Raw genomic sequence first — 21,928 nt, 5'->3', positions numbered from 1 at the left:
GTCAGCGCCTCCCTCCGGGAATCATGCGGGCGAACCAGCCGAGCGCGCTCGCCGTCTTGTTCTGGTTCACCGCGTTGGCCGGGTCCACGTGCTTGGGGCACACCTCGGAGCAGTAGCCCACCGCGGTGCAGTTCCAGACGCCCTCCGTCGAGTGGATCAGCTCGTCGCGCCCGGGGTGCCCGCCGTCGCGGGAGTCCGCGTTGTAGCGGTGCGCCAGCGCCGTCAGGCCCGGGCCCAGGAACTTCTGGTTCAGGCCGTACTGCGGGCACGCCGCGTAGCACAGCATGCAGTTGATGCAGTGGCTGAAGGACTCGAACTTCTCCAGCTGCTCGGGCATCTGCAGGTATTCGCCTTCGGCCAGCGGCTTCTTCAGCTGGGGCTGGATCCACGGTTCGATGCGCGGCAGCTTGTCGATGAAGTCGGTCGCGTCCACCACCAGGTCGCGCTCGATCGGGAAGTGCGCCAGCGCCTCGACGCGGAAGCCCTTGGGGTAGTAGTCCCGCATGAAGGTCTTGCAGCCCAGGCTGGGCACGCCGTCGATCATCACGCCGCAGCTGCCGCAGATCGCCATGCGGCAGGACCAGCGGAAGGTCAGCGAGCCGTCGAAGTGGTCCTTGATGTACTGCAGCCCCTGCAGCACCGACATGTCGTCGGTGAAGGGGACCTCGAACTTCTCCACGTAGGGCGCTTCGGCCTTGTCAGGCTGGTAGCGCAGCACCTCGACGACGATGGTGCGGGTCTCAGGCAACGACGACACGCTGCTTCTCCTTGGTCTGTTGGTGGGCCTTGTCCGCCTTTTCGGCGGCCTCGCCGGCCGCTCCATAGGCGCGCGTGCCCGGCGGCGAACGGGTGATGACCACGTCGCTGTACGAGATGACCGGCGCGCCGTCGGCGCCGATGGTGGCGAGCGTGTGCTTGAGGAAGCGCGCGTCGTTGCGCTCGGTGCAGTCGGCGTCCAGCCGCTGGTGCGCGCCGCGCGATTCCTCGCGGGCGACCGCCGAGTGCGCCATCGCCTGCGCCACATCGAGCTGGTATTGCAGTTCGAGCGTGGCCAGCCACTCCGTGTTCCAGGCTTCCGCCTTGTCCTGCAGCTTCACGTGCTGCGCACGCTCCTTGAGGACGGCGACCTCGCGCACGGCCTCTTCCATCTCGGGACCGGTGCGGTAGATGCCGCAGCCGCGCTCCATGGCCTTGGCCATGGCGTTGCGGATGTCGGCCAGCTTTTCCGTGCCGTGCCTGCGTTGCAGCGGAGCCAGGGCGCGCTCGCGCGCTTCGCCGGCCTGGGCCCTGAGGTTCGCCGCATGGCCGAAGCCATGCCCCTTGGCGAAGGCCGCGGCCGATTCACCCGCGACCTTGCCGAACACGCACAGTTCCGCGAGCGAGTTGGATCCGAGCCGGTTGGCGCCGTGGATGCCGCTGGAGGCGCATTCGCCGGCGGCGAACAGTCCGGGCAGCGGCGCCGCCGCCAGCACGCTGGTGGGGATGCCGCCCATGGTGTAGTGCACGGCGGGCCGCACCGGGATCGGCGTGTCGGCCGGATCGATGCCCATGAACTCCTCGGCGAGTTCGCAGATCTGCGGCAGGCGTTCATGCAGCTTGGCCTTGCCCAGCTGGCGCAGGTCGAGGTTGACGTAGGTGCCGTGCGGCCCTTCGAGCGTGCGGCCCTTGCGCTCCTCGTGCCAGAAGGCCTGCGAGAGGCGGTCGCGCGGGCCGAGCTCCATCGCCTTCTTGCGCGGCCACGGGTCGGCCGGGCCGAGCCCGTAGTCCTGCAGGTAGCGGTAACCGTCCTTGTTGGTCAGGATGCCGCCTTCGCCGCGGCAGCCCTCGGTGAACAGCAGCCCCGTGCCCGGCATGCAGGTCGGGTGGTACTGCACGAATTCCATGTCGCGCAGCGGCACGCCGTGACGGTACGCCAGCGCCATGCCGTCGCCGGTGACGATGCCGCCGTTGGTGTTCTGGCGGAACACGCGGCCGGCGCCGCCAGTGGCGATCACCACGGACTTGGCCTCGATCAGGCGGAAGTCGCCGGTGGCGATCTCGATCGCCAGCACGCCCTGCGCGCGGCCGTCCTCGACGAGGAGGTCGCAGCAGAAGTGTTCGTCGAACCTCTTGATGCTGGGATACTTCAGCGAGGTCTGGAACAGCGTGTGCAGCATGTGGAAGCCGGTCATGTCGGCGGCGAACCACGTGCGTTCGATCTTCATGCCGCCGAAGGCGCGCGTGTTGATGTGGCCGTCTTCCTTGCGGCTCCACGGGCAGCCCCAGTGTTCCAGCTGCACCATCTCCTCGGTGCAGTGGGCGACGAAGTAGTCGACCGCGTCCTGGTCGCACAGCCAGTCGCCGCCGTGCACCGTGTCGTCGAAGTGGTGCTGCAGGCTGTCGTCCGGCCGCACCACCGCCGCCGAGCCGCCCTCCGCTGCGACGGTGTGGCTTCGCATCGGATACACCTTGGAGACCAGCGCGATGCGCAGCGCCGGATCCTTCTCGGCCACCGCGATGGCGGCCCGCAAGCCGGCGCCGCCTCCCCCCACGATGACGACGTCGCATTGATGAACAGGTATGGCGCTCAAGAGACCCCCCGCCTTTGTCGGAACCAGTTTGGTTCCTGCTACTTTGCGAGCTTGGCGGGACGCCGTGTTGACTCCGGTCAAGTGGCGACCAGACGCGCCAGGCCGACAGGTTCGCGGGCTCAGGGCGTCAGCGTGATCGAGACGCTGTCGCCGTAGGTGCCGGCGCTGACGTCCTGCAGGGGCCGGATGCGGCCGTAGATGGTGAAGATCGTGGACTGGGTCGCCCTGTTGGGAATCGACAGCGTCTGTGTCACGGTGTCCACGCTGTTCGTCTGGCCCCACGCGCTGGAGCGCGTGACCTCGCGGTACAGGCCGTAATCCAGGAAGTCGAGCCGGCCTCCCAGCTGGCGCATGCGCCGCGACTGGACCGATGTGCCGTTCACGCCGGGCCCGAGCGCCATCGTGAGCGCCACGTTCTGCGGCCCGCCATCGCGCTCGCAGGTGACGCGGATCGCCGTCAGGCTGTCGGTGGGCACCGCCGACAGCGTGTCGTAGCTGCCGAAATCGATGCCCGGCGTGGAGATCATGCGGCAGGTCGTCTCGGCACCCGCCGTGCAGGCGGCCGTCGCGATCGCCAGCCCGAGCAGCACCTTATTCACACCGGATCCCCTCTTCGAGTTCCCGCACCGCCTCCGGAAAATCGGGAATGTCGACGCGGCACGCCAGCGCGCGGTCGCCGACGTCGAGGGCCCCAGCATAGTGACCCGGCTCGACGTTTTCCAGGTAGAAGTCGCCGGCCCGCCCGGTCTCGATCTGCAGCGTGCCGGCGGGACCGCGCAGGGACCACGAGCGGCCGCCAATGGCCACGCGCTGACCGCCCGTCAGCTGCCAGGCGGTGCCGGCGACGGCGCGCACGCGCGCTCCGCCGAAGTCCACCGCCGTGCCGCTGCGGAACACGGGCAGCACCGTCCGCTGGCGGCGCTGCAGGTTGTATTGCAGCGGCACCTGCCTGTCGTTCAGCGACACGTCCTGCCGCCCGAAGGAACCCACGTCCGGCAGGAACAGCTTGCCGTCGGCGTCGGTCTTGCCCTGCAGCTGGCTGTTCAGGAAGACGTCAATGCCGGGCAGGGGGACACCCACCCGCGCGAGCACGAAGCTGTCGGACACCTGCCGCGTGAACCCGAAGGCGCCATCGACGCCGACGACGGCGCCGGCCATGGCGACCTCCGTGAACGAAGTGCCGTCGCCGTGCAGCGGCGCGCTGGTGCTGGCCTCGAAGGAGGTGGAGCGCAGGTTCCAGTTGGCCGAGGCCAGGGCCAGCGTGCTGGCCGAGCCGGGGGCCACCACCGTGGTGGTGCCCACGCGGTAGCCGAAGCCCTCGCCCGGCTCGAGCGTCTTGCCGGTCTCGAGGTCGAGGCCGTGGTTGCCGGAGGCCGCGCGCGCGGTGGCCGAGACCCAGTACGGCCCATCGAGCTGGGTGCGCAGGAAGATGCTGGCGGACCAGCCGTCCTGGCCATTGATCCGCGTCGTCTGGTATTCCGCTCCCAGCAGGGTGCGGGGGGTGAGCTGGTGCGAGATGCGGGCGATGCGCGTGTCCCGCACGTCGCGCTCGTCTTCCGTGCGCACGAAGTCGGCCGACACGGTGGCCCCGTAGATGCGGGTGCTCAGGCCGATGGTGGTCTCGCGCCGCGGGAAGGGCAGTTCCGCGCTGGTGGTGAAGGTGCGAAAGCCTTGCTCGAACTGGCGGCGCCCCAGCAGCATCGCCCAGGCGGGCGAGAAATAGGTATAGCGTGCGGCCCAGCCCCGGGCCGTGGACCCGCCGCGGCGATCGTGGCTGCCCAGGAGGTCGGCGGAGAACAGGCCCAGTCGGTCGCTGCGCAAGGTGAGGCCCGCACCGGCGTTGGTGAAGTCGGCGTTCCCCTCGCCGCCGCCGGACACCGTCAGGTTGTCGTTGACGCCGTAACGATGGAAGCCCTGCCAGGCTGGTTCCAGGTAGCGCCAGTGCCCGTCGGGTGCGAGTTCGGAGCGCTTGCCCAGGAAATAGCCGTATTCGTGCAGGCCGGCGGCCAGCACGGATTCCGTGAAGAGGAAAGGCTGCTCGATCACTTCGCGCCGGCCGCTGGCGTCCACCACCGTGATCCGCACGTTGCGCGTCCCGCCATTGAGCAGGAGGTTGTTGATGTTGATGGGGCCGGGGCCGACGGAAGTGCGGCTGAGGACGGCGCCATCGACCGCGACCTCCACTTCGGCCGGCAGAGCGCTGCTGGCGCGGAAGCTGGCCGTGGGTTGCGTGATCAGGTCCGGCGTCAGGTCGTACAGCTTCAGCAGCTGCAGCCCGGCGCCGGTGATCGTGCTGCCGTAGGCACCGGCGTTGGAGATCGTGTCACCGGCGAGATAGCGGCGCGCCCGCGCGATGTCGTCGTAGAGCGCCTGGCTGCGCCCCCGTGCCAGGTGGCGGCCGGGCGATGCGGTGTCCAGTTGCGTCTCCTGCCGCAGCAGCAGGCCGCCGAAGCGCAGATCGAGCTGCGTGTTGGCGACGAACTGGCGCGGCAGCACGCCGCCCTGGCTGCGCGTGGCCAGGCGGTAGCTGAGGATCAGGCTGCGCCCGGGCGGCTCCGGGGCGACGGCCGGCGGGCGGTTGGACAGGTCGATCTGGCTGCCCACCAGTTCCTGGGCGGGGAAGTTGACCGCCAGGCTCAATTCGGCTTCGTTGAGTTGCAGGGCGGTGCCGCTCAGCGCGCGGACCGAATAATAGGCCGCGCCGCCCGCCTGCCGCCTTGCCTGCGGGAGGGGCTGCACGTTCAGGCGCGGGAAGTCCGCCTCCGCGACCCAGAAATCGCCATCGGGCTGGCGCAGCAGGGTGAACAGGCCCCGCTCGACACCGTTGGCACGCACGGTGAGGATCAGCGCTTCCTCAGCTTCGGCCGCGGCCGCGGGCCGGGTGGGCTGGGCGAGGCCGGGTGCGGGAGCGAGCGCCAGGGTGGCGGAAAGCGCGGCGCATCCGAGCGCCCGCGGCCATGCGCCGGAACGGGGGAACCGGACCGGCGGATCCGGCAGGAAGCGAAGCAGGGCCGCTGGTTCAGGCGCAGTTCGCAGGATCGACATCGAGCTTGCGGTCGATCCGCAGCCCCTCTTCGCCTTCGAGCGTCAGGTTCAGGCTGCGGGCACGCCGGCAGACTTCGCTGGGCACCTCCAGCGTGTAGGTGCGGGTGCTGCCGGCCAGGGAATACCAGCCGGGGATCTCGGTGTTGAAACTGGCGCCGTCCGACAGCGCGACGCGCGAGAGCCGGAAATGCTCGTTGCCCGCGTTCTTCACTGCCACGCTGAGCTTGCCGCCGGCGAGCTTCGGCTGGCCGACTTCCGGCTGCGGCTTCGGAACCGCGGGCGCCAGGAACACCGCCACGCCGAAGCGCAGGTAGAACGAGACTTGCGGACGCTCGACGCCGGCCGAGGGCTCCCGGTCCTCCTCGATGTAGAGGCGGTACGCCCGTTCCACCACGCCAGCCGGCGTCTTCAAGCCGACGCGCACCAGCCGCTTGGCCTGGGGCTCCAGCTCCAACTGGCGCGGGAAGTACACCAGGTCATTGCTGTCGGTGTAGACGTCGACGCCGTTGGCGTCCTGCGTCCATTCCTGCAGCTTGATCGAGACCCGCAGCTTGCTGTTCGCGTTGTTGGTGACGGTGATCGTTTCCGTCAGCACACCGGGTTTGAGATCGACCCGGATCGGGGTGACGGAGAATTCGGCAGCCCAGGCCGCGGGGAGCGCCAGCAGCGCCGCGGCCACGAAGGCAAACCGGAAGCGGCGCAGGGTGGACGCAGGTTGGATCATGGCAGGCAGGGCGCGAGCCACCGCGCGTCAGGGGTTGAGGGTGATCGCGACGGTGTCCGAGTAGGCCCCGAAGCGCGCGTTCTGGAACTGTGCGGGCGTGATGGTGCCGGTGATCGTGACCGGCGTGGTCCCAAGGCTGGTCGCGATCGTCCCCGATGCCGGCGAGATCGACAGGGAATACGGCAGGAATGCGGTCGCCGCGGTCGTGTTCTGCATCCGGGGGTTGCCGGCCCCGAACTCGTGCAGGCCGCTGTCGGTGCTGATGGCGAAGGTCGACGTCCGGTTGCCGATGCAGAAGATGCTGGTCGTGACGCTCTGCGTCTTGGTCGCGGTCGACGCCGGGTCGATCGCGCCGAAGTCCATCGTCATGGTCCGCCCGCCGGAGATGAAACACAGGCTGCGCGACAACACGGTCGCGCGCACGGCAAGCGTGCCGGTGTCGGCCTGGCTTGCCGTGCCGAAGCAGCAGAGGAAACCGGCAAGGACCACGCGGATGCGCATGGCCTTGCGGGGGTCACCGATGGAGCTCACGTTGCCCGGATTTCAAAGCAGGGAGGTGCGGGCTGGCAAGCGCTGCCGCCCGCGAGGCCTCAGGGCTGGACGCTGACCTGCACGCTGCCGGTGTAGCTGCCGACGACGGCGTTCACGTAGTCGGCGTTCAGGATCGAGCCGTTGAGCGTGACCAGCTCGGCGGTGGCGGCGTTGAGGCCCTTGCCAGCGGTGGTCGGATTGGTCCAGGAGATCGAGAACGGGATCTTGGCGCCGCCGGGGCCCGTCAGGGCATTGGCCGCACCCGAGTTGAAGGTGGTGGTGCCCACGGCCACGCCGCCGACCGTGACGGTCGGCGCGCTGATGCCGTTGGTGCAGCGGTACGTGACGCCGGACTGGGCCGCGCCGGGCTGCGTGCTGGTGGGGTCCAGGTCGAACGCCATCTCGGGGATGTTGGCGATCTTGCACGAGGCGGTGATCGTCGCCTTGACGGTCAGAGTGCCCTGGTCCGCGAACGCGGTCGTGCCGGCGAAGGCAGCGGCGCAGACCAGCGCGCCGAGAATCCACTTCGGTTGAAACATGCGAGCTCCTTAACGATACGTCCTTATGGGACCTAGGGGACTCCCCTAAGCCGGATGACAAGGCAACTGTAGGGCAGGCGGTAAGCGATTGCAATTGGTGGAGCTGACGCCTGTCCTATTTCGGACCGAGATTCCTTGCCAAAGGTCAAATTTGGCACGCGTATCCGCGCTTTAAGGAGCTGATAAGCCCGCGCTGATCGCCGAACGGTGTGAAGGATTCGACGGGCGGGCTGCAGGCACGCAGCATTTTGGGGCTTACGGGCAATCCCTAATGGCGCATTCACATGTTTCAGTCGTTGCAGCCATGGCGTTTCCGGGTTGCAGGCCTTCGCCGCCTGGGTGGCCCTGTACAAATGCGAGTGATTTGCATTACTATGGCCGCAACCTCAAGAAGAAATCGCCATGCGCACTTCTCGCCTGCTTGCCTGCCTTGCGCTTTTCTCTGCGTGCGCGTTGGCCGCCGCCGCCGAACCCGAGTTCGCGCTGGCGATCAAGAACCACCGCTTCGAGCCGACCGAACTCAAGGTACCCGCCGGCCAGCGCGTGAAACTGGTCGTGCACAACCAGGACAGCACCCCGGAAGAATTCGAGAGCCACAGCCTCAATCGCGAAAAGGTGATCCCGGGCGGCGCGAAGGCCACGATCTTCATCGGCCCGCTGAAGCCGGGGCGCTACACCTTCTTCGGCGAATTCAACGAGAAGACGGCACAGGGCGCCGTCGTCGCCGAATAGGGCGGGCAGGATGTTCGCCGCCGCCTTGATCGTCTTTCGCGAGTCGCTCGAGGCGGCGCTGTTCGTGGGCATCGTCGCCGCCGCCACGCGCCAGCTGGCGGGCCGCGGCCGCTGGCTGGCCGGCGGCGTCGGCATCGGGGTGTTCGGCGCCATCCTGCTGGCGCTTTCGGCGCAGCAGATCAGCGAGCAGTTCGAAGGCACCGGGCAGGACCTGGTCAACATCGCCGTGCTGTCGGTGGCGTTGGTCATGTTGCTGTGGCACTGCATCTGGGTCAGCACCCATTCGCGCGAGATGGCGCTGCAAGCCCGCCAGCTCGGAAGCTCCGTGCAGCAGGGAAGCCGCGCGCCCTGGGCGCTGCTGGTGGCCGTGGCGCTCGCGGTGCTGCGTGAAGGGGCCGAGACGGTGCTGTTCGTCGGCGGCGCGCTCACCGGTGCGTCCAACGTGCGCCCCGGCGAAGTCGTCGTGTCGTGCCTGCTGGGCGTCGTCTCCGGTGTCGGCGCCGGCGTCGTGATCTACGGGGGCCTGTCGCGCCTGCCCACGAAGCACGTGTTCGCAACGACCAACGCGCTGATCGCGATCCTGGCCGGATCGATCGCCAGCCAGCTGGTGAAGGCGCTGGCGCAGGCCGGCCTGCTCGAGCGCGGCACGACGCCGCTCTGGGACACCTCGGCCGCCCTGGCGCCGGACTCCGCGCTCGGCACCTTCCTGCATGCGCTCATGGGATACGACGCACGGCCTTCCGCCGCCCAGCTCGCCTCCTATGTCGGCGTGCTGGCGTTGATCTACGCCGGCACCCGCCTGCTGCGCCGCACGGCCCACGCGCCCTAGCGGCCTGCGCCCTTTCCCCCCAACCACAACTCCAGGAAAAAACATGAAGAACGCTGTGCATGCAGCAGCGCTGGGTGCGCTCGCCTGCCTTTGCCTCGCGCCTGCGGCGCCGGCCCTCGCGGGGGCGGCCGAATACGTCTTCCCCGCCACCGTGGAAGAAGGCGAGAAGGAAATCGAGTTCAAGACCGGCACGCGCAAGCTGCGCGACGGCAGCCGCGAGAGCGCAACCATCCTGGGCTTCGGCCTGGGCGTGAACCGCTGGTGGTTCACCGAGCTGTCGGCCAAGTGGCACAAGGAGCCCGGCGAGCGGCACGACTTCGACGCCTGGGAATGGGAGAACCGCTTCCAGCTCACCGAGACGGGCCGCTATCCAGTCGACGTGGGATTCCTGCTGGAAATCGAGCGGCCTCGGGACCGCAGCGAAGGCTACGAAGTGAAATGGGGGCCGCTGTTGCAGGCCGACCTCGGCACCAGCGTCACGGCCAACCTGAACCTGCTGATCGAGAAGCACTATCGCGCCGACAACGCCGAGCGGGCGGAGCTGGGCTACCAGTGGCAGTTGCGCTATCGCTGGCGGCCGGAATTCGAATTCGGCGCCCACGGCTTCGGCGAATTCGGCCCCTGGGACCACTGGCTGTCGACTTCGGACCAGTCGCACCGCTGGGGACCCGCCGTGTTCGGCCGATTCAAGGTCGGCCGGGCGCAAACGCTCAAGTGGAATGCCGGCGTCCTGTTCGGGCTCACCGACGGCTCGCCGCGCAACCAGCTGCGGCTGCAGGCCGAATACGAATTCTGAGCGGAAGAGGGCGGCGCGCCCTCAGAAACTGAGCGTGATCGTCACCGCGGGCGATGCTTCCACCTGCAGGCGGAAGGTGGGCGCGGGCTCGCTGCCCCACTGCCAGGGTGCCCATTCCACGGGAGCCGGCGCGACGGTCAGCGTATGCGCGTCGTCGTCGGCGCGCGGCAGGGTGTCGGCCCAGGAGGGAAGGGGAAGCTCGATCCGCATGTCTGCACTGTAACCAGCCGTTGCGCCACCGAAAAGCCGCGTGTCGCCGATACTCGGCAGGAAGCGTCAAAAAGTTCACATTCCCTCGACGCGGAGGCCAGCCGGCTTGAAAAGTTCACGACCGGCCCTCATTTGCCCGGCGCCGTTCGTCACCTCAGAACAACACGTCATGACCCAGAAACACTCCTTCCAGGCCGAAGTCGCCCAGCTGCTGCACCTCGTCACCCACTCGCTGTACTCCAACAAGGAGATCTTCCTGCGGGAACTGGTCTCCAACGCCTCGGATGCCTGCGACAAGCTGCGCTTCGAGGCGCTGAACCACCCTGAACTCTACGAGGACGCACCCACGCTCGAAGTGCGCGTGAGCTTCGACAAGGAGGCCCGCACGCTGACGATCGCCGACAACGGCATCGGCATGTCGCAGCAGGAGGCGATCGACAACCTCGGCACGATCGCCAAGAGCGGCACGCGCGAATTCGTCAGCCGCCTGTCGGGCGACCAGAAGGCCGACACGCAGCTGATCGGCCAGTTCGGCGTCGGCTTCTATTCCGGCTTCATCGTCGCCGACCGCATCACCGTGGAATCGCGTCGGGCCGGCCTGCCGCCGGAGGAGGGCGTGCGCTGGGTGAGCGCCGGCGCCGGCGACTTCGAGGTCGAGACGATCACCCGGCCGCAGCGCGGCACCAGCGTCACGCTGCACCTGCGCGACGACGCGCTCGACTACCTCTCCACCTGGCGCCTGAAGTCCATCATCGGCAAGTACTCGGACCACATCTCGCTGCCGATCCTCATGCGCAAGGAGGAGTGGAAGGAGGGCGAGGAAGAGGGCAAGGCTGGCGAGCACGTGCTCAGCGACGAATGGGAGACCGTCAACCAGGCCACGGCCCTGTGGAGCCGCAACAAGAAGGACATCACCCCGGAGCAGTACCGCGAGTTCTACAAGGCGATCAGCCACGACTACGAGGACCCCCTGGCCTGGAGCCACAACCGGGTGGAAGGCAGCACGGAATACACGCAGCTGCTGTTCGTGCCGTCGCGGGCGCCGTTCGACCTCTGGAACCGCGAGAAGGCCGCCGGCGTGAAGCTCTACGTGAAGCGCGTCTTCATCATGGACGAAGCCGAGGCGCTGCTGCCGGCCTATCTGCGCTTCGTGAAGGGCGTGGTCGATTCCGCCGACCTGCCGCTGAACGTGAGCCGCGAGCTGCTGCAGGAAAGCCGGGACGTCAAGGCGATCCGCGAGGGCAACACGCGCCGCGTGCTGCAGATGCTCGAGGACCTGGCGAAGACGGAGAAGGACGAAGCGGCCAGCGACGAGGACAAGGGCCGGTACGCGAAGTTCTGGAGCGAGTTCGGTGCCGTGCTCAAGGAAGGCCTGGGCGAGGACTTCGCCAACCGCGACCGGCTCGCGAAGCTGCTGCGCTTTGCCTCCACGCAGAGCGACGGCGTGAGCGTCTCGCTGGCCGACTACAAGGCCCGCATGAAGGAAGGCCAGGAGGCGATCTACTACATCGCCGCCGATACGCAGGCCGCCGCGGCGAGCAGCCCGCAGCTCGAGATCTTCCGCAAGAAGGGGATCGAGGTGCTGTACATGACGGACCGCGTCGACGAATGGGCCATGTCGTACCTCACCGAGTTCGACGGCACGCCGCTGCAGTCGGTGGCCAAGGGCCAGGTCGACCTGGGCAAGCTGCAGGACGAAGCCGAGAAGAAGGCCGCCGAGGAGGCCGCCGAATCCTTCAAGCCGGTGCTCGCGAAGCTGAAGGAGGCGCTCAAGGACAAGGCGCAGGACGTGCGCGTCACCACGCGGCTGGTCGATTCACCGGCCTGCCTGGTGGTGAACGAGGGCGGCATGAGCCTGCAGCTCGCGCGCCTGCTGAAGCAGGCGGGGCAGAAGGCGCCGGAGACCAAGCCGGTGCTGGAGGTCAATGCCGCGCACCCGCTGGTCCGCAAGCTCGAAGGCTCGCCGAACTTCAACGACCTGGCCCACATCCTGTTCGACCAGGCGCTGCTGGCGGAGGGGGGATTGCCGGAGGATCCGGCGGCGTATGTGAAGCGGGTGAACGCCTTGCTCTCCTGACCGTCATCCCCGCGCAGGCGGGGACCCAGAGAAGGAAAAGCGGCCAGCGGCCGCTTTTCTCCTTGGGAGCCCTGGATTCCCGCCTCCGCGGGAATGACGGGGGGCGGCGCCTACTCGAACCCGCACTCCCTGCGCACCGGCGCCGCATCCGCGGCCGTCAGCGCCTCGATCAGCGCGCGCGCCAGCTCCGGCTCCTGCGCACCGCTGGCCACCGCCGCCGTGTACGTCGTCGTCAGTTCATGCGGGGCCGGCAGCAGGCCCGTGAGGTGCACGCCGTTCGTGATCAGGATTTCCGTCACCTGCGTGCAGCCCACCGCGTCCATCTCCGGCGCCTTGGCCAGTTCGGCCATCGCCGTCGCGCCGTTGGGGAAGGTCCGCAGCTTGCGCGCGTCGTCCGCCAGGCCGAGCGCCTGCAGCACCTTCATGAAGTGGATGCCCGCCGTGGCCTTGGCAGGATCGGGGAAGTAGATCGCGCCCGCCGCCGAGAGCAAGGCCTTCAGGTCCTGCTCCGAGCGGATCGCGACGGGCTCGCGGCCGACCTTCAGCGCCACGCCGGTCTTCACCTGGCCGACGGGCCGCGCCGAGGACGCATCGGCCTTGCCTTGCGCGGCGAGATCGTCGATGAGTTTCTGGCTCAGGATCAGCACGTCGCAGGCGGCGCCGGCGAGCAGCTTGTCCTTCATCGCGCCGACCGCGCCGAACGTGCCGGCGAGCGCGCAGCCGTGCTTCGCCTCGAACGCGACCTGCAGCCGCGAGACCAGCCCCTGCGCCGCGCCCCCACTCAGGATGTGCAGTGAACGCGCCATCAATCCGCCTTGATGTGCGCGGAGTGGATCACCTTGGCCCACTTCTGGATGTCCTGCTGCACGTACTTGTCGAAGGCCTGCGGGCTCATGACCATGGGAACCGCGCCCTGCTTCTCCCAGGCCTGCTGCAGCTCGCGCTCGCCGACGATCTTGCTCACGGCGGCATTGAGGCGGTTCACGATCTCCGGCGGCGTGCCCTTGGGCGCCATCAGCCCGAGCCAGATCGTCGCCTCGTAGTTCGGCACCCCCGATTCATTCACCGTCGGCACCTCGGGCAGCACCGCGGAACGCGTCTTGCCAGTGGTCGCGATGGCCTTCACCTTGCCGGCCTTGATCTGCTCCGTCATGGTGGTGACGGCATCGAACATCAGGTTGACCTGGCCGCCCAGGACATCCGTGCGCGCCCCCGAACTGCCCTTGTACGGGATGTGCAGGATGCTGGTGCCCGACATGCTCTTGAACAGCTCGCCGGCCATGTGGTACGGCGTGCCGGTGCCGGAAGAGGCATACGTCAGCTTCCCCGGCTTTTCCTTGGCCGCCTTGATCAGTTCACGGATGTTGTTGGCCGGCACCGAAGGGTGTGCCACCAGCACGAGGTCGGAAGAGTTGATCGGCGCCACCGGAACGAAATCGCGCAGCAGTTCGTACGGCTTGTTGGGCACCAGCGTCTCGTTCACCGTGTGGGTGTTGGACATCAGCAGCAGCGTGTAGCCGTCCGGCGGCGACTTCGCGACCTGGTCGGTGCCGATCACGGCGCCGGCGCCCGGCTTGTTCTCCACCACGAAGGTGCCGCCGAGGACGTCGGGCAGGCGCTGCGCGATCGCGCGCGCGAACACGTCGGCCGGACCGCCGACGGCGAACGGCACGATGATCTTCACGGGGTGGGTGGGATAGTTCTGCGCCGCGGCGGGCAGCGCGTGCAACAGGCCGGCCGCGCAGGCCGCGGTCACGAGCGAACGGACGAACAGGTGACGCTTCATCGCGGCCTCCGGTGGGTTGGTTATTCGACCTTGCCGATCTTCTTGACGACCTCGCCCATGCGGCGCACGTCGCCCTGCACGTACTTCTCGAACTCCGGCGCATCCTGGTACAGCACGGGGCTGCCGGCGTTCAGGATCACGCTCTTGACCTTGGCGTCGTTGGCGGCGAAGCGCGCGGCGGCGCGCAGGCGCTGCACCACGGGCTCCGGCGTGCTGGCGGGCACGAAGATCCCGGACCATTGCGCATACTCGGCGTTGAAGCCCGCCTCCTTCAGCGAAGGCACCTCGGGCAGCGTCTGCAGCTTGCCGTTGCCCCAGTGGCCCAGCACGCGGACCTTGCCGGACTTCACGTGCTGCAGCACCGTCGCCGGGCCGGTGGCCAGCGCATCGACCTGGCCGCTGAGCAGCGCCACCACCGCCGGGCCCGCACCGGTGTACGGGATGTGCGTGATGTGCGTGTTGGTGACCTGCTTGAGGATCTCCATCGGCACATGCATCGTGCCGTAGTTGCCGGAGGAACCGAAGTTGATCGCGCCGGGGCGCCTGCGGGCGTCGTCGACGAAGTCCTTCACGCTCTTCCACGGCGCATCGGCGCGCACGGCCAGCACCACGGGATCCGCGGTGATGCGCGCTATCGGACGCAGCGCGTTGTACGCGTACATCTGCTGGCGGCCGAGGATCTTGTCGGCCTCGGGCAGCACGCTGTACGAGGAAAGCGCCATCAGGATGGTGTAGCCGTCCGCCGGCGCCTTCGCCACCTGGGCCATGCCGATGCCACCGCCGGCGCCGCCGCGGTTCTCGATCACGACGGGTTGGCCGAGATCCCTGCTCATCGCTTCCGCCACGGGGCGCCCGACCGTATCCGCGAGCCCGCCCGGCGGGAAGGGAACGATCATGGTGATGGGCTTGGTGGGAAACGCTCCCTGCGCAAAAGCCAGCCCGGCTGCGGCAAGAAGAGCCGCAGCACACAGAAAACGACGCAACATCGGGGGAACTCCTGAGAGGTGTTTTGTTAGCATGCTATAGAGCGCCAATTGTGGCGCGAAAGAGAGTTTTCCCCATGAAAATCGCAGCTTATCGTCACCAGGGCCAGCCCGGCGTTGGCCGCTTGTCAGCCGATGGCAAGCAGGTCGAACCCTTCCAGCTTCCCGCCGAGGAAGCCGCGCGCGGCGCGCTGCCCATCGTCGAAGCGCAGGCGGCCGGCCGTGCGCTTCCGCCCACCGGCGCGGCGATCGCACTCGACCAGGTCGAACTGCTCGCGCCGATCCCGCGACCGCGCCGCAACATCTTCTGCGTCGGCAAGAACTATCACGCGCACGCGAAGGAATTCGCCGGCAGCGGCTTCGACTCGAGCGCCAAGTCGCACGGCGACATCCCGGCGGAACCGATCTATTTCAGCAAGGTGCCCGAGTCGGTGATCGGGCACAAGGCGGACATCCTGTTTCCCGGCGAAGTGTCGACCGCGATCGACTACGAATGCGAGCTGGGCGTGATCATCGGCAAGGGCGGCAAGGGCATCTCGCGCGCCGATGCGATGAGCCACGTGTGGGGCTACACGATCATCAACGACGTGACGGCGCGCGACTGGCAGAGCCGCCACCAGCAATGGCTGCTGGGCAAGTCCTTCGACACCTTCTGCCCGATGGGTCCGTGGATCGTGACGGCCGACGAGATGGATGGCCAGAACACCAACGTGAAGCTGTGGGTCAACGGCGAGATCCGCCAGGACGCCAACACGAAGGACTTCATCTTCGACATCCCGAAGATGATCGAGACGCTCGCGGGCGGCATCACGCTGTACCCGGGCGACATCATCGCCACCGGCACGCCGGTGGGCGTGGGCATCGGCTTCAAGCCGCCGAAGTACCTGAAGCCCGGGGACGTGGTGCGGCTGGAGATCGACGGGATCGGGGTGCTGGAGAACACGCTGCGGTGAGCGTGGCGGCGCGGGTCTCGTAGGCTGGCGGTGACGCGCGTCAGCGCCGGAACCCCGGCGCTGAGCGCATCGCTGGGGTTCGCGCTTCGCGGCTCACCGCCAGCCTACCAGTCGTCCGCTAGCGACTTACTTCAAACCACCAGCGCCGGCTCCTCCATCGCCTCCAGCTGCTCTTCCAGCATCTGCACCTGCCCGCGCCAGTAATCGCTGGTCCCGAACCACGGGAAGGCGTGCGGGAACGCCGGATCGTCCCAGCGCCGGGCCAGCCACGCGCTGTAGTGAACGAGCCGCAGCGTGCGCAGCGGCTCGATCAGCGCGAGCTCCGCGCGATCGAAGTCGCGCAGCTGCTCATAGCCGTCGATCAGCCCACCCAGCTGGCGCTGGCGCTGCGAGCGCTCACCCGAACACAGCATCCACAGGTCCTGTACCGCGGGGCCGGTGCGTGCGTCGTCCAGGTCCACGAAGTGCGGGCCGCCGCCCGGCGTCCACAGGATGTTGCCGGGGTGGCAGTCGCCGTGCAGGCGCAAGGTGCGCACGCCGGCCTCCTGTGCCTGCTCCAGTGCCACGCGGATGCGCGCCAGCGCCTGCGCGCACAGCCGCGACCAGTCGCCCTGCACGTCCAGCGGGATCGCTTCATGCGTGAGCAGCCAGTCGCGCGGCTCCTCCCCGAAGGATTGCAGGTCGAGCGCGGGCCGCGTGCGGAACGCATGCTGCGCGCCGACGGTGTGCAGGCGCGCGAGATAGCGCCCGATCCACTCCAGCACCTCCGGGTCGTCCAGCTCCGGGGTGCGGCCGCCGCGCCGCGGCGAGACGCTGAAGGCAAAGCCGGCGTGATGGTGCAGCGTCTGGCCGCCGGGAGCGAGCGGCGCCACGGCAGGCACTTCGGCGCGCTGCAGTTCGGCGGCGAAGGCATGCTCCTCGAGGATCTGTTCGTCGCTCCAGCGGCCCGGGCGATAGAACTTCAGGACCACCACGTCCGAGCCGTGGAAGGCCTCCTCCAGGTGCACCTGGTACACCCGGTTCTCGTAGGAGCTCAGGCCCAGCAGGCGACCGTCGCCGTAGAGCCCGAGCGGCAGCAGCGCGTCGAGCACCACGTCGGGAGTGAGCGCCGCATACGGATGCCGGGTGTCGTCGTTCATGCGGCATTGTCGCCGCCTCGGACCCTCAGACGATGTTGAGCTTGACGTCGATGTTGTTGCGCGTCGCGTTGGAGTAAGGGCAGACCTTGTGCGCTTCCTCGACCAGCTTCTGCGCCTGGTCGCGCTCCAGGCCCGGCAGCTTGATGTTCATGCGCACGGAGACGCCAAAGCCGAGCGAAGTCGGCCCCAGGTCGACTTCACTGTCGATCGCTGCATCGTTGGGCACCTGCACGCCGACCTTGGGCGCCACGGCCTTCATCGCACCCATGAAGCAGGCCGCATAGCCGATGCCGAACAGCTGCTCGGGATTGGTCCCCGGGCCACCTTGCGCCGGCGGCGAGAGGCGCACCTCGAGCTTGCCGTCGTCGGAGCGGCCGTTGCCGTCGCGGCCGCCCGTCACGTGGGTCTTCGCGGTGTAGAGGACTTTGTCGAGCGCGGTGGCCATGCTTGTTCCTTGAAGATGACTTGGGGGCTGGATTATGGGCGCGCAGCGATGCCCTCACGGCGGCCGGTGTTCCTCGCGCCCGGCCGTGCTCTCAGCGGCCGGTGAAACGCGCTGCCCGCTTCTCCACGAACGAGCGCACGCCTTCGGCGGCATCCTCGGTGCGCGACAGGCGCTGCTGCACGGCCACGAATTCCGCCAGGGCCTCCAGCGGCCCGCGCTCGATCGCCTGGCGCGCATTCAGCCGCGTGGCCACCACGGCCTGCGGGGCCTGCGCCGCGATTGCTTCGGCGATGCGGATCGCCTCGTGCAGTTGCTCGCCCGCAGGCACCACCTTCTGCACGAAGTTCAGCCGCAGTGCCTCGGCCGCGTCGAACTCGTCGCCGGTCAGCAGGTGCAGCATCGCGTTGCCGAAGCCGGCGCGCTGCGCCATGCGCAAGGTGGCGCCGCCGGTGGCCATGATCCCGCGCTTGACTTCCAGCTGCGAGAACCGGCAATCGTCCGCCGCCACCACGATGTCGGCGGCCAGCATCAGCTCGATGCCCAGCGTGAACGTGATGCCCTGCACCGCCACCACCAGCGGCTTGCTGCGGCGACGGTAACCGGGGCTGGCCAGGTCCGGCGGTTCGACGCTGCCTTCGGGCCACAGCTTCTCTCCGCGCTGCATGAAGGGCGCGATCGCGGGCAGGTCCAGGCCCGCGGTGAAATGCGCACCGTGCGCATGCAGCACGCCCACGCGCAGCGCCGGATCGTCTTCCAGCAGGGTGTACGCTTGCGCCAGTTCGCGCAGCATCCGCGGCGTGAAGCCATTGCGCTTGGCGCTGCGGTCGATGCCCATGAGGAGCAGCGCGTCGCGCCGCTCGGTGCGGATGGTGCCCTCGGCGGGCGGCGGGGTCGGGTCCATGCGCGCGATTAGAGCAGCCTCCCGGCCATCCGGGCGAGCGCTTCCGTAGACTGGCGCAGGAGGACGAATCGATGGTTCCCGGCGATGCCGCAGTGGATTACGTGATCGTCGGCGGCGGCTCCGCCGGCTGCGTGCTGGCCGCGCGCCTGAGCGAAGACCCGGGCGTGCAGGTGGCGTTGCTCGAGGCGGGGCCGCCGGACGCCAGCGTGCTGATCCGCTGCCCGGCGGGCCTGGCGGTGCTGGCGAAGAACGGCCAGGCGAACTGGAAGTTCGGGACCGTGCCGCAGCCGGGGCTCGACGGACGCCGCGGCTACGTGCCGCGCGGCAAGGTGCTGGGCGGCTCGAGCTCCATCAACGCGATGATCTACGCGCGCGGCCACCGCGCCGATTACGACGCCTGGGCGGCCGAGCGCAACGCCGGCTGGTCCTTCGACGAGGTGCTGCCGTACTTCAGGCGCGCCGAGCACAACGAGCGCGGCGCCGACGCCTTCCACGGCACCGGCGGGCCGCTCAACGTGATGGACCTGCGCAGCCCGCATCGCTTCGGCTCCATCTTCGTCGAGGCGGCGCGGCAGGCCGGCTACCCCGAGAACCGCGACTTCAACGGCGCCACGCAGGAAGGCGTGGGCCTGTACCAGGTCACGCACAAGGCGGGCGAACGCTTCAGCGCCGCCAAGGCCTATCTCGCGCCGAACCGCCAGCGGCCCAACCTGCACGTCCTCACCGGGGCGCAGGCCACGCGCGTGCTGCTGGAAGGCCGGCGCGCCACCGGCGTGGCGTACCGCCAGGACGGGCAGGACAGGACGTTGCGCGCCCGCCGCGAGGTGATCCTCAGCGCCGGAGCGCTGCAGTCGCCGCAGCTGCTGATGCTCTCCGGCGTCGGGCCGGCCGCGCACCTGCGCCAGCACGGCATCCCGCTCGTGCACGACCTGCCGGGCGTCGGCCGCAACCTGCACGACCACGTGGACGTGGTGCAGGTGATCGACGCCCCGCACCTCACCGACCTGTTCGGCCTGTCGCCGCGCGGCCTGGTGAATGCGTTCAGGGGCATCCTCGAATGGCGCCGGGAGCGCAAGGGCCTGCTCACCACCAACTTCGCCGAAGCGGGCGGCTTCATCCGCAGCACGCCCGAGGAGCCGCTGCCCGACCTGCAACTGCACTTCGTGATCGGCAAGCTGGTGGACCACGGCCGCAAGACGGTCTTCGGCCACGGCTATTCCTGCCACGTCTGCCTGCTGCGGCCGAAGAGCCGCGGTACGCTGGCGCTGGCCAGCGCGGACCCTTTCGCCGCCCCGCGCATCGACCCGAACTTCCTGCAGGACCCCGACGACCTGCGCCGGCTGGTGCTGGGTTTCCGCGCCATGCGCCGCATCCTGCAGCAGCCGGCGCTGGCGGGGCATGGCGGCCGCGAGCTCGCCGCCTCCGCCGCGGCGCGCGACGACGCCGCCATCGCCGCCTTCATCCGCAGCCACGCCGACACGATCTACCACCCGGTGGGCACCTGCCGCATGGGCGGCGGGCCGCTCGACGTCGTCGATGCGGAACTGCGGGTGCACGGCATCGAGGCGCTGCGCGTGGCCGACGCGTCCATCATGCCCGGCATCGTCGCCGGCAACACCAATGCGCCGGTGATCATGATCGGCGAGAAGGCGGCCGACCTGGTGCGTCAGGCCGCGAACCGCCGCCGCGTGAGCGCCAGCGCGGCCCAGAACGCGATCACCGTGTAGACCGCCAGCACCAGCAGGTGCCGCAGCGTGCCCTCGGGCCAGCGGTCCATGAACATCGGCCGCACCAGTTCGATCGCGTTGGTCAGCGGCAGCCAGTCCGAGATGACGCGCACCACCTGCGGCAGCTGCTCGCGCGGGAAGAACACCCCGGACAGGAACATCATCGGCGTCAGGAACAGGGTGAAGTAGTAGGTGAAGAAGTCGTAGCCGCTGGCCAGCGCGTTGAAGATCAGCGCGATGCAGGAAAAGGTGATCCCCACGGCCAGCAGCACGAGCCAGGCCACCAGCAGCTTCGGGCTGTGGCTGATGTTCAGCGCCAGCATCACGAGCAGGATGGCGGTGGCGGTGAAGATCGCCTTGTACGCCGCCCACAGCATCTCGGCCAGCACCACGTCGTCCAGGCTGACCGGCGCGTTCATGATGCCGTCCCAGGTCTTCTGCACGTGCATGCGCGAGAAGGCGGAATAGAGCGCCTCGAAGCTGGCCGCGTTCATCGCGCTCATGCAGACCGAGCCGCTGGCCAGGAACAGGATGTAGGGTACTTCCGCGCCGGCCATGCGCACGCTGCCCACCAGCGCGCCCATGCCGTAGCCGAAGGCCACCAGCCAGATCAGGGGCTCGGCGATGTTGCCGATCAGGCTGGGCACGGCGAGCTTGCGCCACACCAGCAGGTTGCGCCGGAACACGGGCCAGAAGCGCATCGAAAGCGCCGGGGCGCGCCAGTGGTTCATGCAGCCTCCGCGAGCGCGGGAGTCGGCAGAATTCGGACAGCCGAACGCAAAGGACGCAAAGGTTGCGCAAAAGGCGCAAAAGGAAGGCAGGGCATCCTGGAGGGATTCATCGGTTGTTCCTTCGCGTCCTTTGCGAAACCTTTGCGTCCTTCGCGTTCGGATGTCCGGCTGTTCATGCCTCTTCCCGGATCTGGCGGCCGGTCATCTTGAGGAACAGGTCCTCCAGGTTCGCGGGCCGGTGCAGCGTGCGCAGCTTCGGGTGTTCGCGCGCCAGGGCATCGAGCAGCGGCCGCGCGTCCTGCGTGTAGAAGAAGACCGTCTCGCCGCTCACCTCGGTGCGGCCGGCCAGCGTGCGCAGGGGCGACTCGGCCAGGGCCAGCGCGCCGTTGCCGTAGGCCTCCACCACGTCGGGTTCCAGGTGTTCGGCGATGAGGTCGCGCGGGCGGCCTTCGGCGATCTTGCGGCCGTGGTCCAGCACCAGCAGGCGGTTGCACAGGCGCTCGGCTTCGTCCATGAAGTGCGTCGTCAGCAGGATGGACTTGCCCTGCTGCAGCAGGACCTGCAGCCGTTCCCACATCAGGTGGCGCGCCTGCGGGTCGAGCCCGGTGGTCGGCTCGTCGAGCAGGAGCAGGCGCGGATCGTTCACCAGGGCGCGCGCGAGCGACAGCCGCCTGCGCATGCCGCCGGAGAGTTCGACCGGCCGGGCGTCGGCCTTGTGCGTGAGCGCCGCGAATTCCAGCAGCTGCGGGATGCGGTCGCGGATCCACTGTTCCGGCAGCCCGAAGTAGCGCCCGTACACGAGCAGGTTTTCGGCGCAGCTGAAATCCGGGTCGAGCGAGTCGAACTGGCTCACCACGCCGAGCTGCGCCTTGATGGCCAGGGCATCGCGCGGCATGCGCAGGCCCAGGGCCGTGATCTCGCCGCTGTCGGGCTCGGTGAGGCCGAGGCACATGCGGATGGTGGTGGTCTTGCCGGCGCCGTTGGGGCCGATCACCCCCAGGCATTCGCCGGACTCGATCCGGAAGGAGAGCGCATCGACGACGGTGCTGTCGCCGTAGCGCTTCGTCAGGGCGCGGGCGTCGAAGAGCGGCTCGGTCATGGGCGGCGGCTATTGTGCCGTTGCATGGCCTTCGCGGGAATGACGGGGGGGGGACGGCGCGTGCCCGGTCACGCATCCGCAGCCGTAGAATTTCTTTTTACCGACGAGGTC

At 68.7% G+C, this 21,928-nt stretch carries 22 protein-coding genes; 6 read left to right on the top strand and 16 right to left on the bottom strand.

Annotation, left to right across the window (positions count from 1 at the left end; genetic code table 11):
- Position 1: 1 nt before the first annotated feature.
- The 7 genes from JI746_RS19850 to JI746_RS19820 all read right to left on the bottom strand — a co-directional run bounded on the left by JI746_RS19850 (position 2) and on the right by JI746_RS19820 (position 7,409).
- A complete protein-coding gene (locus JI746_RS19850) occupies positions 2 to 757 on the bottom strand; it encodes a succinate dehydrogenase/fumarate reductase iron-sulfur subunit (protein ID WP_330893044.1) in 756 nt (251 codons plus the stop codon).
- A complete protein-coding gene (gene frdA / locus JI746_RS19845; RefSeq protein ID WP_236599984.1) occupies positions 741 to 2,570 on the bottom strand; it encodes a fumarate reductase (quinol) flavoprotein subunit in 1,830 nt (609 codons plus the stop codon). The genes JI746_RS19850 and frdA overlap by 17 nt, the downstream gene beginning before the upstream one ends.
- A 119-nt stretch (positions 2,571 to 2,689) precedes the next feature.
- Entirely contained in the window at positions 2,690 to 3,169 is a 480-nt protein-coding gene (locus tag JI746_RS19840; protein WP_201692005.1) for a Csu type fimbrial protein, read from the bottom strand.
- Positions 3,162 to 5,615 carry a fimbria/pilus outer membrane usher protein gene (locus JI746_RS19835; RefSeq protein ID WP_201692004.1) on the bottom strand — a complete coding sequence of 818 codons (2,454 nt, stop codon included), beginning with the start codon at positions 5,613 to 5,615 and terminating at the stop codon, positions 3,162 to 3,164. Before JI746_RS19835 ends, JI746_RS19840 begins: the two co-directional genes overlap by 8 nt.
- On the bottom strand, positions 5,590 to 6,339 hold the full coding sequence (locus JI746_RS19830; RefSeq protein ID WP_201692003.1) for a fimbrial biogenesis chaperone: 750 nt from the start codon (positions 6,337 to 6,339) through the stop codon (positions 5,590 to 5,592). Before JI746_RS19830 ends, JI746_RS19835 begins: the two co-directional genes overlap by 26 nt.
- 27 nt (positions 6,340 to 6,366) lie before the next feature.
- Positions 6,367 to 6,870 (bottom strand): spore coat protein U domain-containing protein, encoded by a 504-nt coding sequence (locus tag JI746_RS19825; RefSeq protein ID WP_201692002.1) that lies wholly within the window; start codon positions 6,868 to 6,870, stop codon positions 6,367 to 6,369.
- A gap of 59 nt (positions 6,871 to 6,929) precedes the next feature.
- A complete protein-coding gene (locus JI746_RS19820) occupies positions 6,930 to 7,409 on the bottom strand; it encodes a spore coat protein U domain-containing protein (protein WP_201692001.1) in 480 nt (159 codons plus the stop codon).
- A gap of 402 nt (positions 7,410 to 7,811) precedes the next feature.
- On the opposite strand from JI746_RS19820, the gene JI746_RS19815 reads away from it, so the two are divergent.
- Genes JI746_RS19815 through JI746_RS19805 form a run of 3 tightly spaced genes read left to right on the top strand, consistent with a single transcriptional unit; the run spans position 7,812 to position 9,766 of the window.
- Positions 7,812 to 8,141: a cupredoxin domain-containing protein gene (locus JI746_RS19815; RefSeq protein ID WP_201692000.1), complete on the top strand. Its 330-nt coding sequence runs from the start codon at positions 7,812 to 7,814 to the stop codon at positions 8,139 to 8,141.
- A gap of 10 nt (positions 8,142 to 8,151) precedes the next feature.
- On the top strand, positions 8,152 to 8,970 hold the full coding sequence (locus tag JI746_RS19810; RefSeq protein WP_201691999.1) for an FTR1 family iron permease: 819 nt from the start codon (positions 8,152 to 8,154) through the stop codon (positions 8,968 to 8,970).
- A gap of 43 nt (positions 8,971 to 9,013) precedes the next feature.
- Complete coding sequence (locus tag JI746_RS19805; RefSeq protein WP_201691998.1) at positions 9,014 to 9,766, top strand: hypothetical protein; 753 nt, start codon at positions 9,014 to 9,016, stop codon at positions 9,764 to 9,766.
- 21 nt (positions 9,767 to 9,787) lie between these two features.
- On the opposite strand, the gene JI746_RS19800 is transcribed toward JI746_RS19805, so the two are convergent.
- The gene (locus JI746_RS19800) at positions 9,788 to 9,976 is read right to left on the bottom strand and encodes a hypothetical protein (RefSeq protein WP_201691997.1); all 189 of its coding nucleotides are present in this window, start codon (positions 9,974 to 9,976) and stop codon (positions 9,788 to 9,790) included.
- A gap of 169 nt (positions 9,977 to 10,145) precedes the next feature.
- On the opposite strand from JI746_RS19800, the gene htpG reads away from it, so the two are divergent.
- Positions 10,146 to 12,053 (top strand): molecular chaperone HtpG, encoded by a 1,908-nt coding sequence (htpG, locus tag JI746_RS19795; protein ID WP_201691996.1) that lies wholly within the window; start codon positions 10,146 to 10,148, stop codon positions 12,051 to 12,053.
- A gap of 110 nt (positions 12,054 to 12,163) precedes the next feature.
- On the opposite strand, the gene JI746_RS19790 is transcribed toward htpG, so the two are convergent.
- From JI746_RS19790 to JI746_RS19780, 3 genes are read right to left on the bottom strand one after another with little or no spacing between them, the layout of a single operon-like run.
- Entirely contained in the window at positions 12,164 to 12,859 is a 696-nt protein-coding gene (locus tag JI746_RS19790; RefSeq protein WP_201691995.1) for a molybdate ABC transporter substrate-binding protein, read from the bottom strand.
- Positions 12,859 to 13,839, bottom strand: a complete 981-nt coding sequence (locus JI746_RS19785; protein WP_201691994.1) for a Bug family tripartite tricarboxylate transporter substrate binding protein — start codon at positions 13,837 to 13,839, stop codon at positions 12,859 to 12,861. Before JI746_RS19785 ends, JI746_RS19790 begins: the two co-directional genes overlap by 1 nt.
- A gap of 20 nt (positions 13,840 to 13,859) precedes the next feature.
- On the bottom strand, positions 13,860 to 14,825 hold the full coding sequence (locus tag JI746_RS19780; protein WP_201691993.1) for a tripartite tricarboxylate transporter substrate binding protein: 966 nt from the start codon (positions 14,823 to 14,825) through the stop codon (positions 13,860 to 13,862).
- A gap of 74 nt (positions 14,826 to 14,899) precedes the next feature.
- Between JI746_RS19780 and JI746_RS19775 the strand changes: the two genes are divergently transcribed.
- Complete coding sequence (locus JI746_RS19775) at positions 14,900 to 15,775, top strand: fumarylacetoacetate hydrolase family protein (protein ID WP_201691992.1); 876 nt, start codon at positions 14,900 to 14,902, stop codon at positions 15,773 to 15,775.
- 131 nt (positions 15,776 to 15,906) lie between these two features.
- Here JI746_RS19775 and JI746_RS19770 read toward each other — a convergent pair whose 3' ends face one another.
- The 3 genes from JI746_RS19770 to JI746_RS19760 form a co-directional block, all read right to left on the bottom strand.
- Positions 15,907 to 16,914, bottom strand: a complete 1,008-nt coding sequence (locus tag JI746_RS19770; RefSeq protein ID WP_201691991.1) for a serine/threonine protein kinase — start codon at positions 16,912 to 16,914, stop codon at positions 15,907 to 15,909.
- Between the two features lie 25 nt (positions 16,915 to 16,939).
- Entirely contained in the window at positions 16,940 to 17,359 is a 420-nt protein-coding gene (locus JI746_RS19765; protein ID WP_201691990.1) for an organic hydroperoxide resistance protein, read from the bottom strand.
- Between the two features lie 91 nt (positions 17,360 to 17,450).
- Positions 17,451 to 18,260 (bottom strand): crotonase/enoyl-CoA hydratase family protein, encoded by an 810-nt coding sequence (locus JI746_RS19760; protein WP_201691989.1) that lies wholly within the window; start codon positions 18,258 to 18,260, stop codon positions 17,451 to 17,453.
- A gap of 71 nt (positions 18,261 to 18,331) precedes the next feature.
- Between JI746_RS19760 and JI746_RS19755 the strand changes: the two genes are divergently transcribed.
- The gene (locus JI746_RS19755) at positions 18,332 to 19,987 is read left to right on the top strand and encodes a GMC family oxidoreductase (protein ID WP_201691988.1); all 1,656 of its coding nucleotides are present in this window, start codon (positions 18,332 to 18,334) and stop codon (positions 19,985 to 19,987) included.
- On the opposite strand, the gene JI746_RS19750 is transcribed toward JI746_RS19755, so the two are convergent.
- Together JI746_RS19750 and JI746_RS19745 are read right to left on the bottom strand one after the other, a co-directional pair.
- The gene (locus tag JI746_RS19750; RefSeq protein WP_201691987.1) at positions 19,927 to 20,718 is read right to left on the bottom strand and encodes an ABC transporter permease; all 792 of its coding nucleotides are present in this window, start codon (positions 20,716 to 20,718) and stop codon (positions 19,927 to 19,929) included. The two genes, JI746_RS19755 and JI746_RS19750, sit on opposite strands and share 61 nt — an antisense overlap.
- 172 nt (positions 20,719 to 20,890) lie before the next feature.
- The gene (locus JI746_RS19745) at positions 20,891 to 21,817 is read right to left on the bottom strand and encodes an ATP-binding cassette domain-containing protein (RefSeq protein ID WP_201691986.1); all 927 of its coding nucleotides are present in this window, start codon (positions 21,815 to 21,817) and stop codon (positions 20,891 to 20,893) included.
- Positions 21,818 to 21,928 lie beyond the last annotated feature (111 nt).

The sequence above is a fragment of the Ramlibacter alkalitolerans genome, from assembly GCF_016722765.1.
GTDB classification, from domain to species: Bacteria; Pseudomonadota; Gammaproteobacteria; order Burkholderiales; family Burkholderiaceae_C; genus Ramlibacter; species Ramlibacter alkalitolerans.
Note: the sequence above shows the minus strand (reverse complement) of the source record. Positions and strands in the feature narration are given on the sequence as shown.

Bases quoted from the DNA above. Each gene is read 5' to 3' on its own strand.
- JI746_RS19835 (WP_201692004.1), bottom strand. From the start codon at position 5,615: ATGTCGATCCTGCGAACTGCGCCTGAACCAGCGGCCCTGCTTCGCTTC.
- JI746_RS19830 (WP_201692003.1), bottom strand. From the start codon at position 6,339: ATGATCCAACCTGCGTCCACCCTGCGCCGCTTCCGGTTTGCCTTCGTG.
- JI746_RS19820 (WP_201692001.1), bottom strand. From the start codon at position 7,409: ATGTTTCAACCGAAGTGGATTCTCGGCGCGCTGGTCTGCGCCGCTGCC.
- JI746_RS19815 (WP_201692000.1), top strand. From the start codon at position 7,812: ATGCGCACTTCTCGCCTGCTTGCCTGCCTTGCGCTTTTCTCTGCGTGC.
- JI746_RS19810 (WP_201691999.1), top strand. From the start codon at position 8,152: ATGTTCGCCGCCGCCTTGATCGTCTTTCGCGAGTCGCTCGAGGCGGCG.
- JI746_RS19805 (WP_201691998.1), top strand. From the start codon at position 9,014: ATGAAGAACGCTGTGCATGCAGCAGCGCTGGGTGCGCTCGCCTGCCTT.
- JI746_RS19800 (WP_201691997.1), bottom strand. From the start codon at position 9,976: ATGCGGATCGAGCTTCCCCTTCCCTCCTGGGCCGACACCCTGCCGCGC.
- htpG (WP_201691996.1), top strand. From the start codon at position 10,146: ATGACCCAGAAACACTCCTTCCAGGCCGAAGTCGCCCAGCTGCTGCAC.
- JI746_RS19790 (WP_201691995.1), bottom strand. From the start codon at position 12,859: ATGGCGCGTTCACTGCACATCCTGAGTGGGGGCGCGGCGCAGGGGCTG.
- JI746_RS19785 (WP_201691994.1), bottom strand. From the start codon at position 13,839: ATGAAGCGTCACCTGTTCGTCCGTTCGCTCGTGACCGCGGCCTGCGCG.
- JI746_RS19780 (WP_201691993.1), bottom strand. From the start codon at position 14,825: ATGTTGCGTCGTTTTCTGTGTGCTGCGGCTCTTCTTGCCGCAGCCGGG.
- JI746_RS19775 (WP_201691992.1), top strand. From the start codon at position 14,900: ATGAAAATCGCAGCTTATCGTCACCAGGGCCAGCCCGGCGTTGGCCGC.
- JI746_RS19770 (WP_201691991.1), bottom strand. From the start codon at position 16,914: ATGAACGACGACACCCGGCATCCGTATGCGGCGCTCACTCCCGACGTG.
- JI746_RS19765 (WP_201691990.1), bottom strand. From the start codon at position 17,359: ATGGCCACCGCGCTCGACAAAGTCCTCTACACCGCGAAGACCCACGTG.
- JI746_RS19760 (WP_201691989.1), bottom strand. From the start codon at position 18,260: ATGGACCCGACCCCGCCGCCCGCCGAGGGCACCATCCGCACCGAGCGG.
- JI746_RS19755 (WP_201691988.1), top strand. From the start codon at position 18,332: ATGGTTCCCGGCGATGCCGCAGTGGATTACGTGATCGTCGGCGGCGGC.
- JI746_RS19750 (WP_201691987.1), bottom strand. From the start codon at position 20,718: ATGAACCACTGGCGCGCCCCGGCGCTTTCGATGCGCTTCTGGCCCGTG.
- JI746_RS19745 (WP_201691986.1), bottom strand. From the start codon at position 21,817: ATGACCGAGCCGCTCTTCGACGCCCGCGCCCTGACGAAGCGCTACGGC.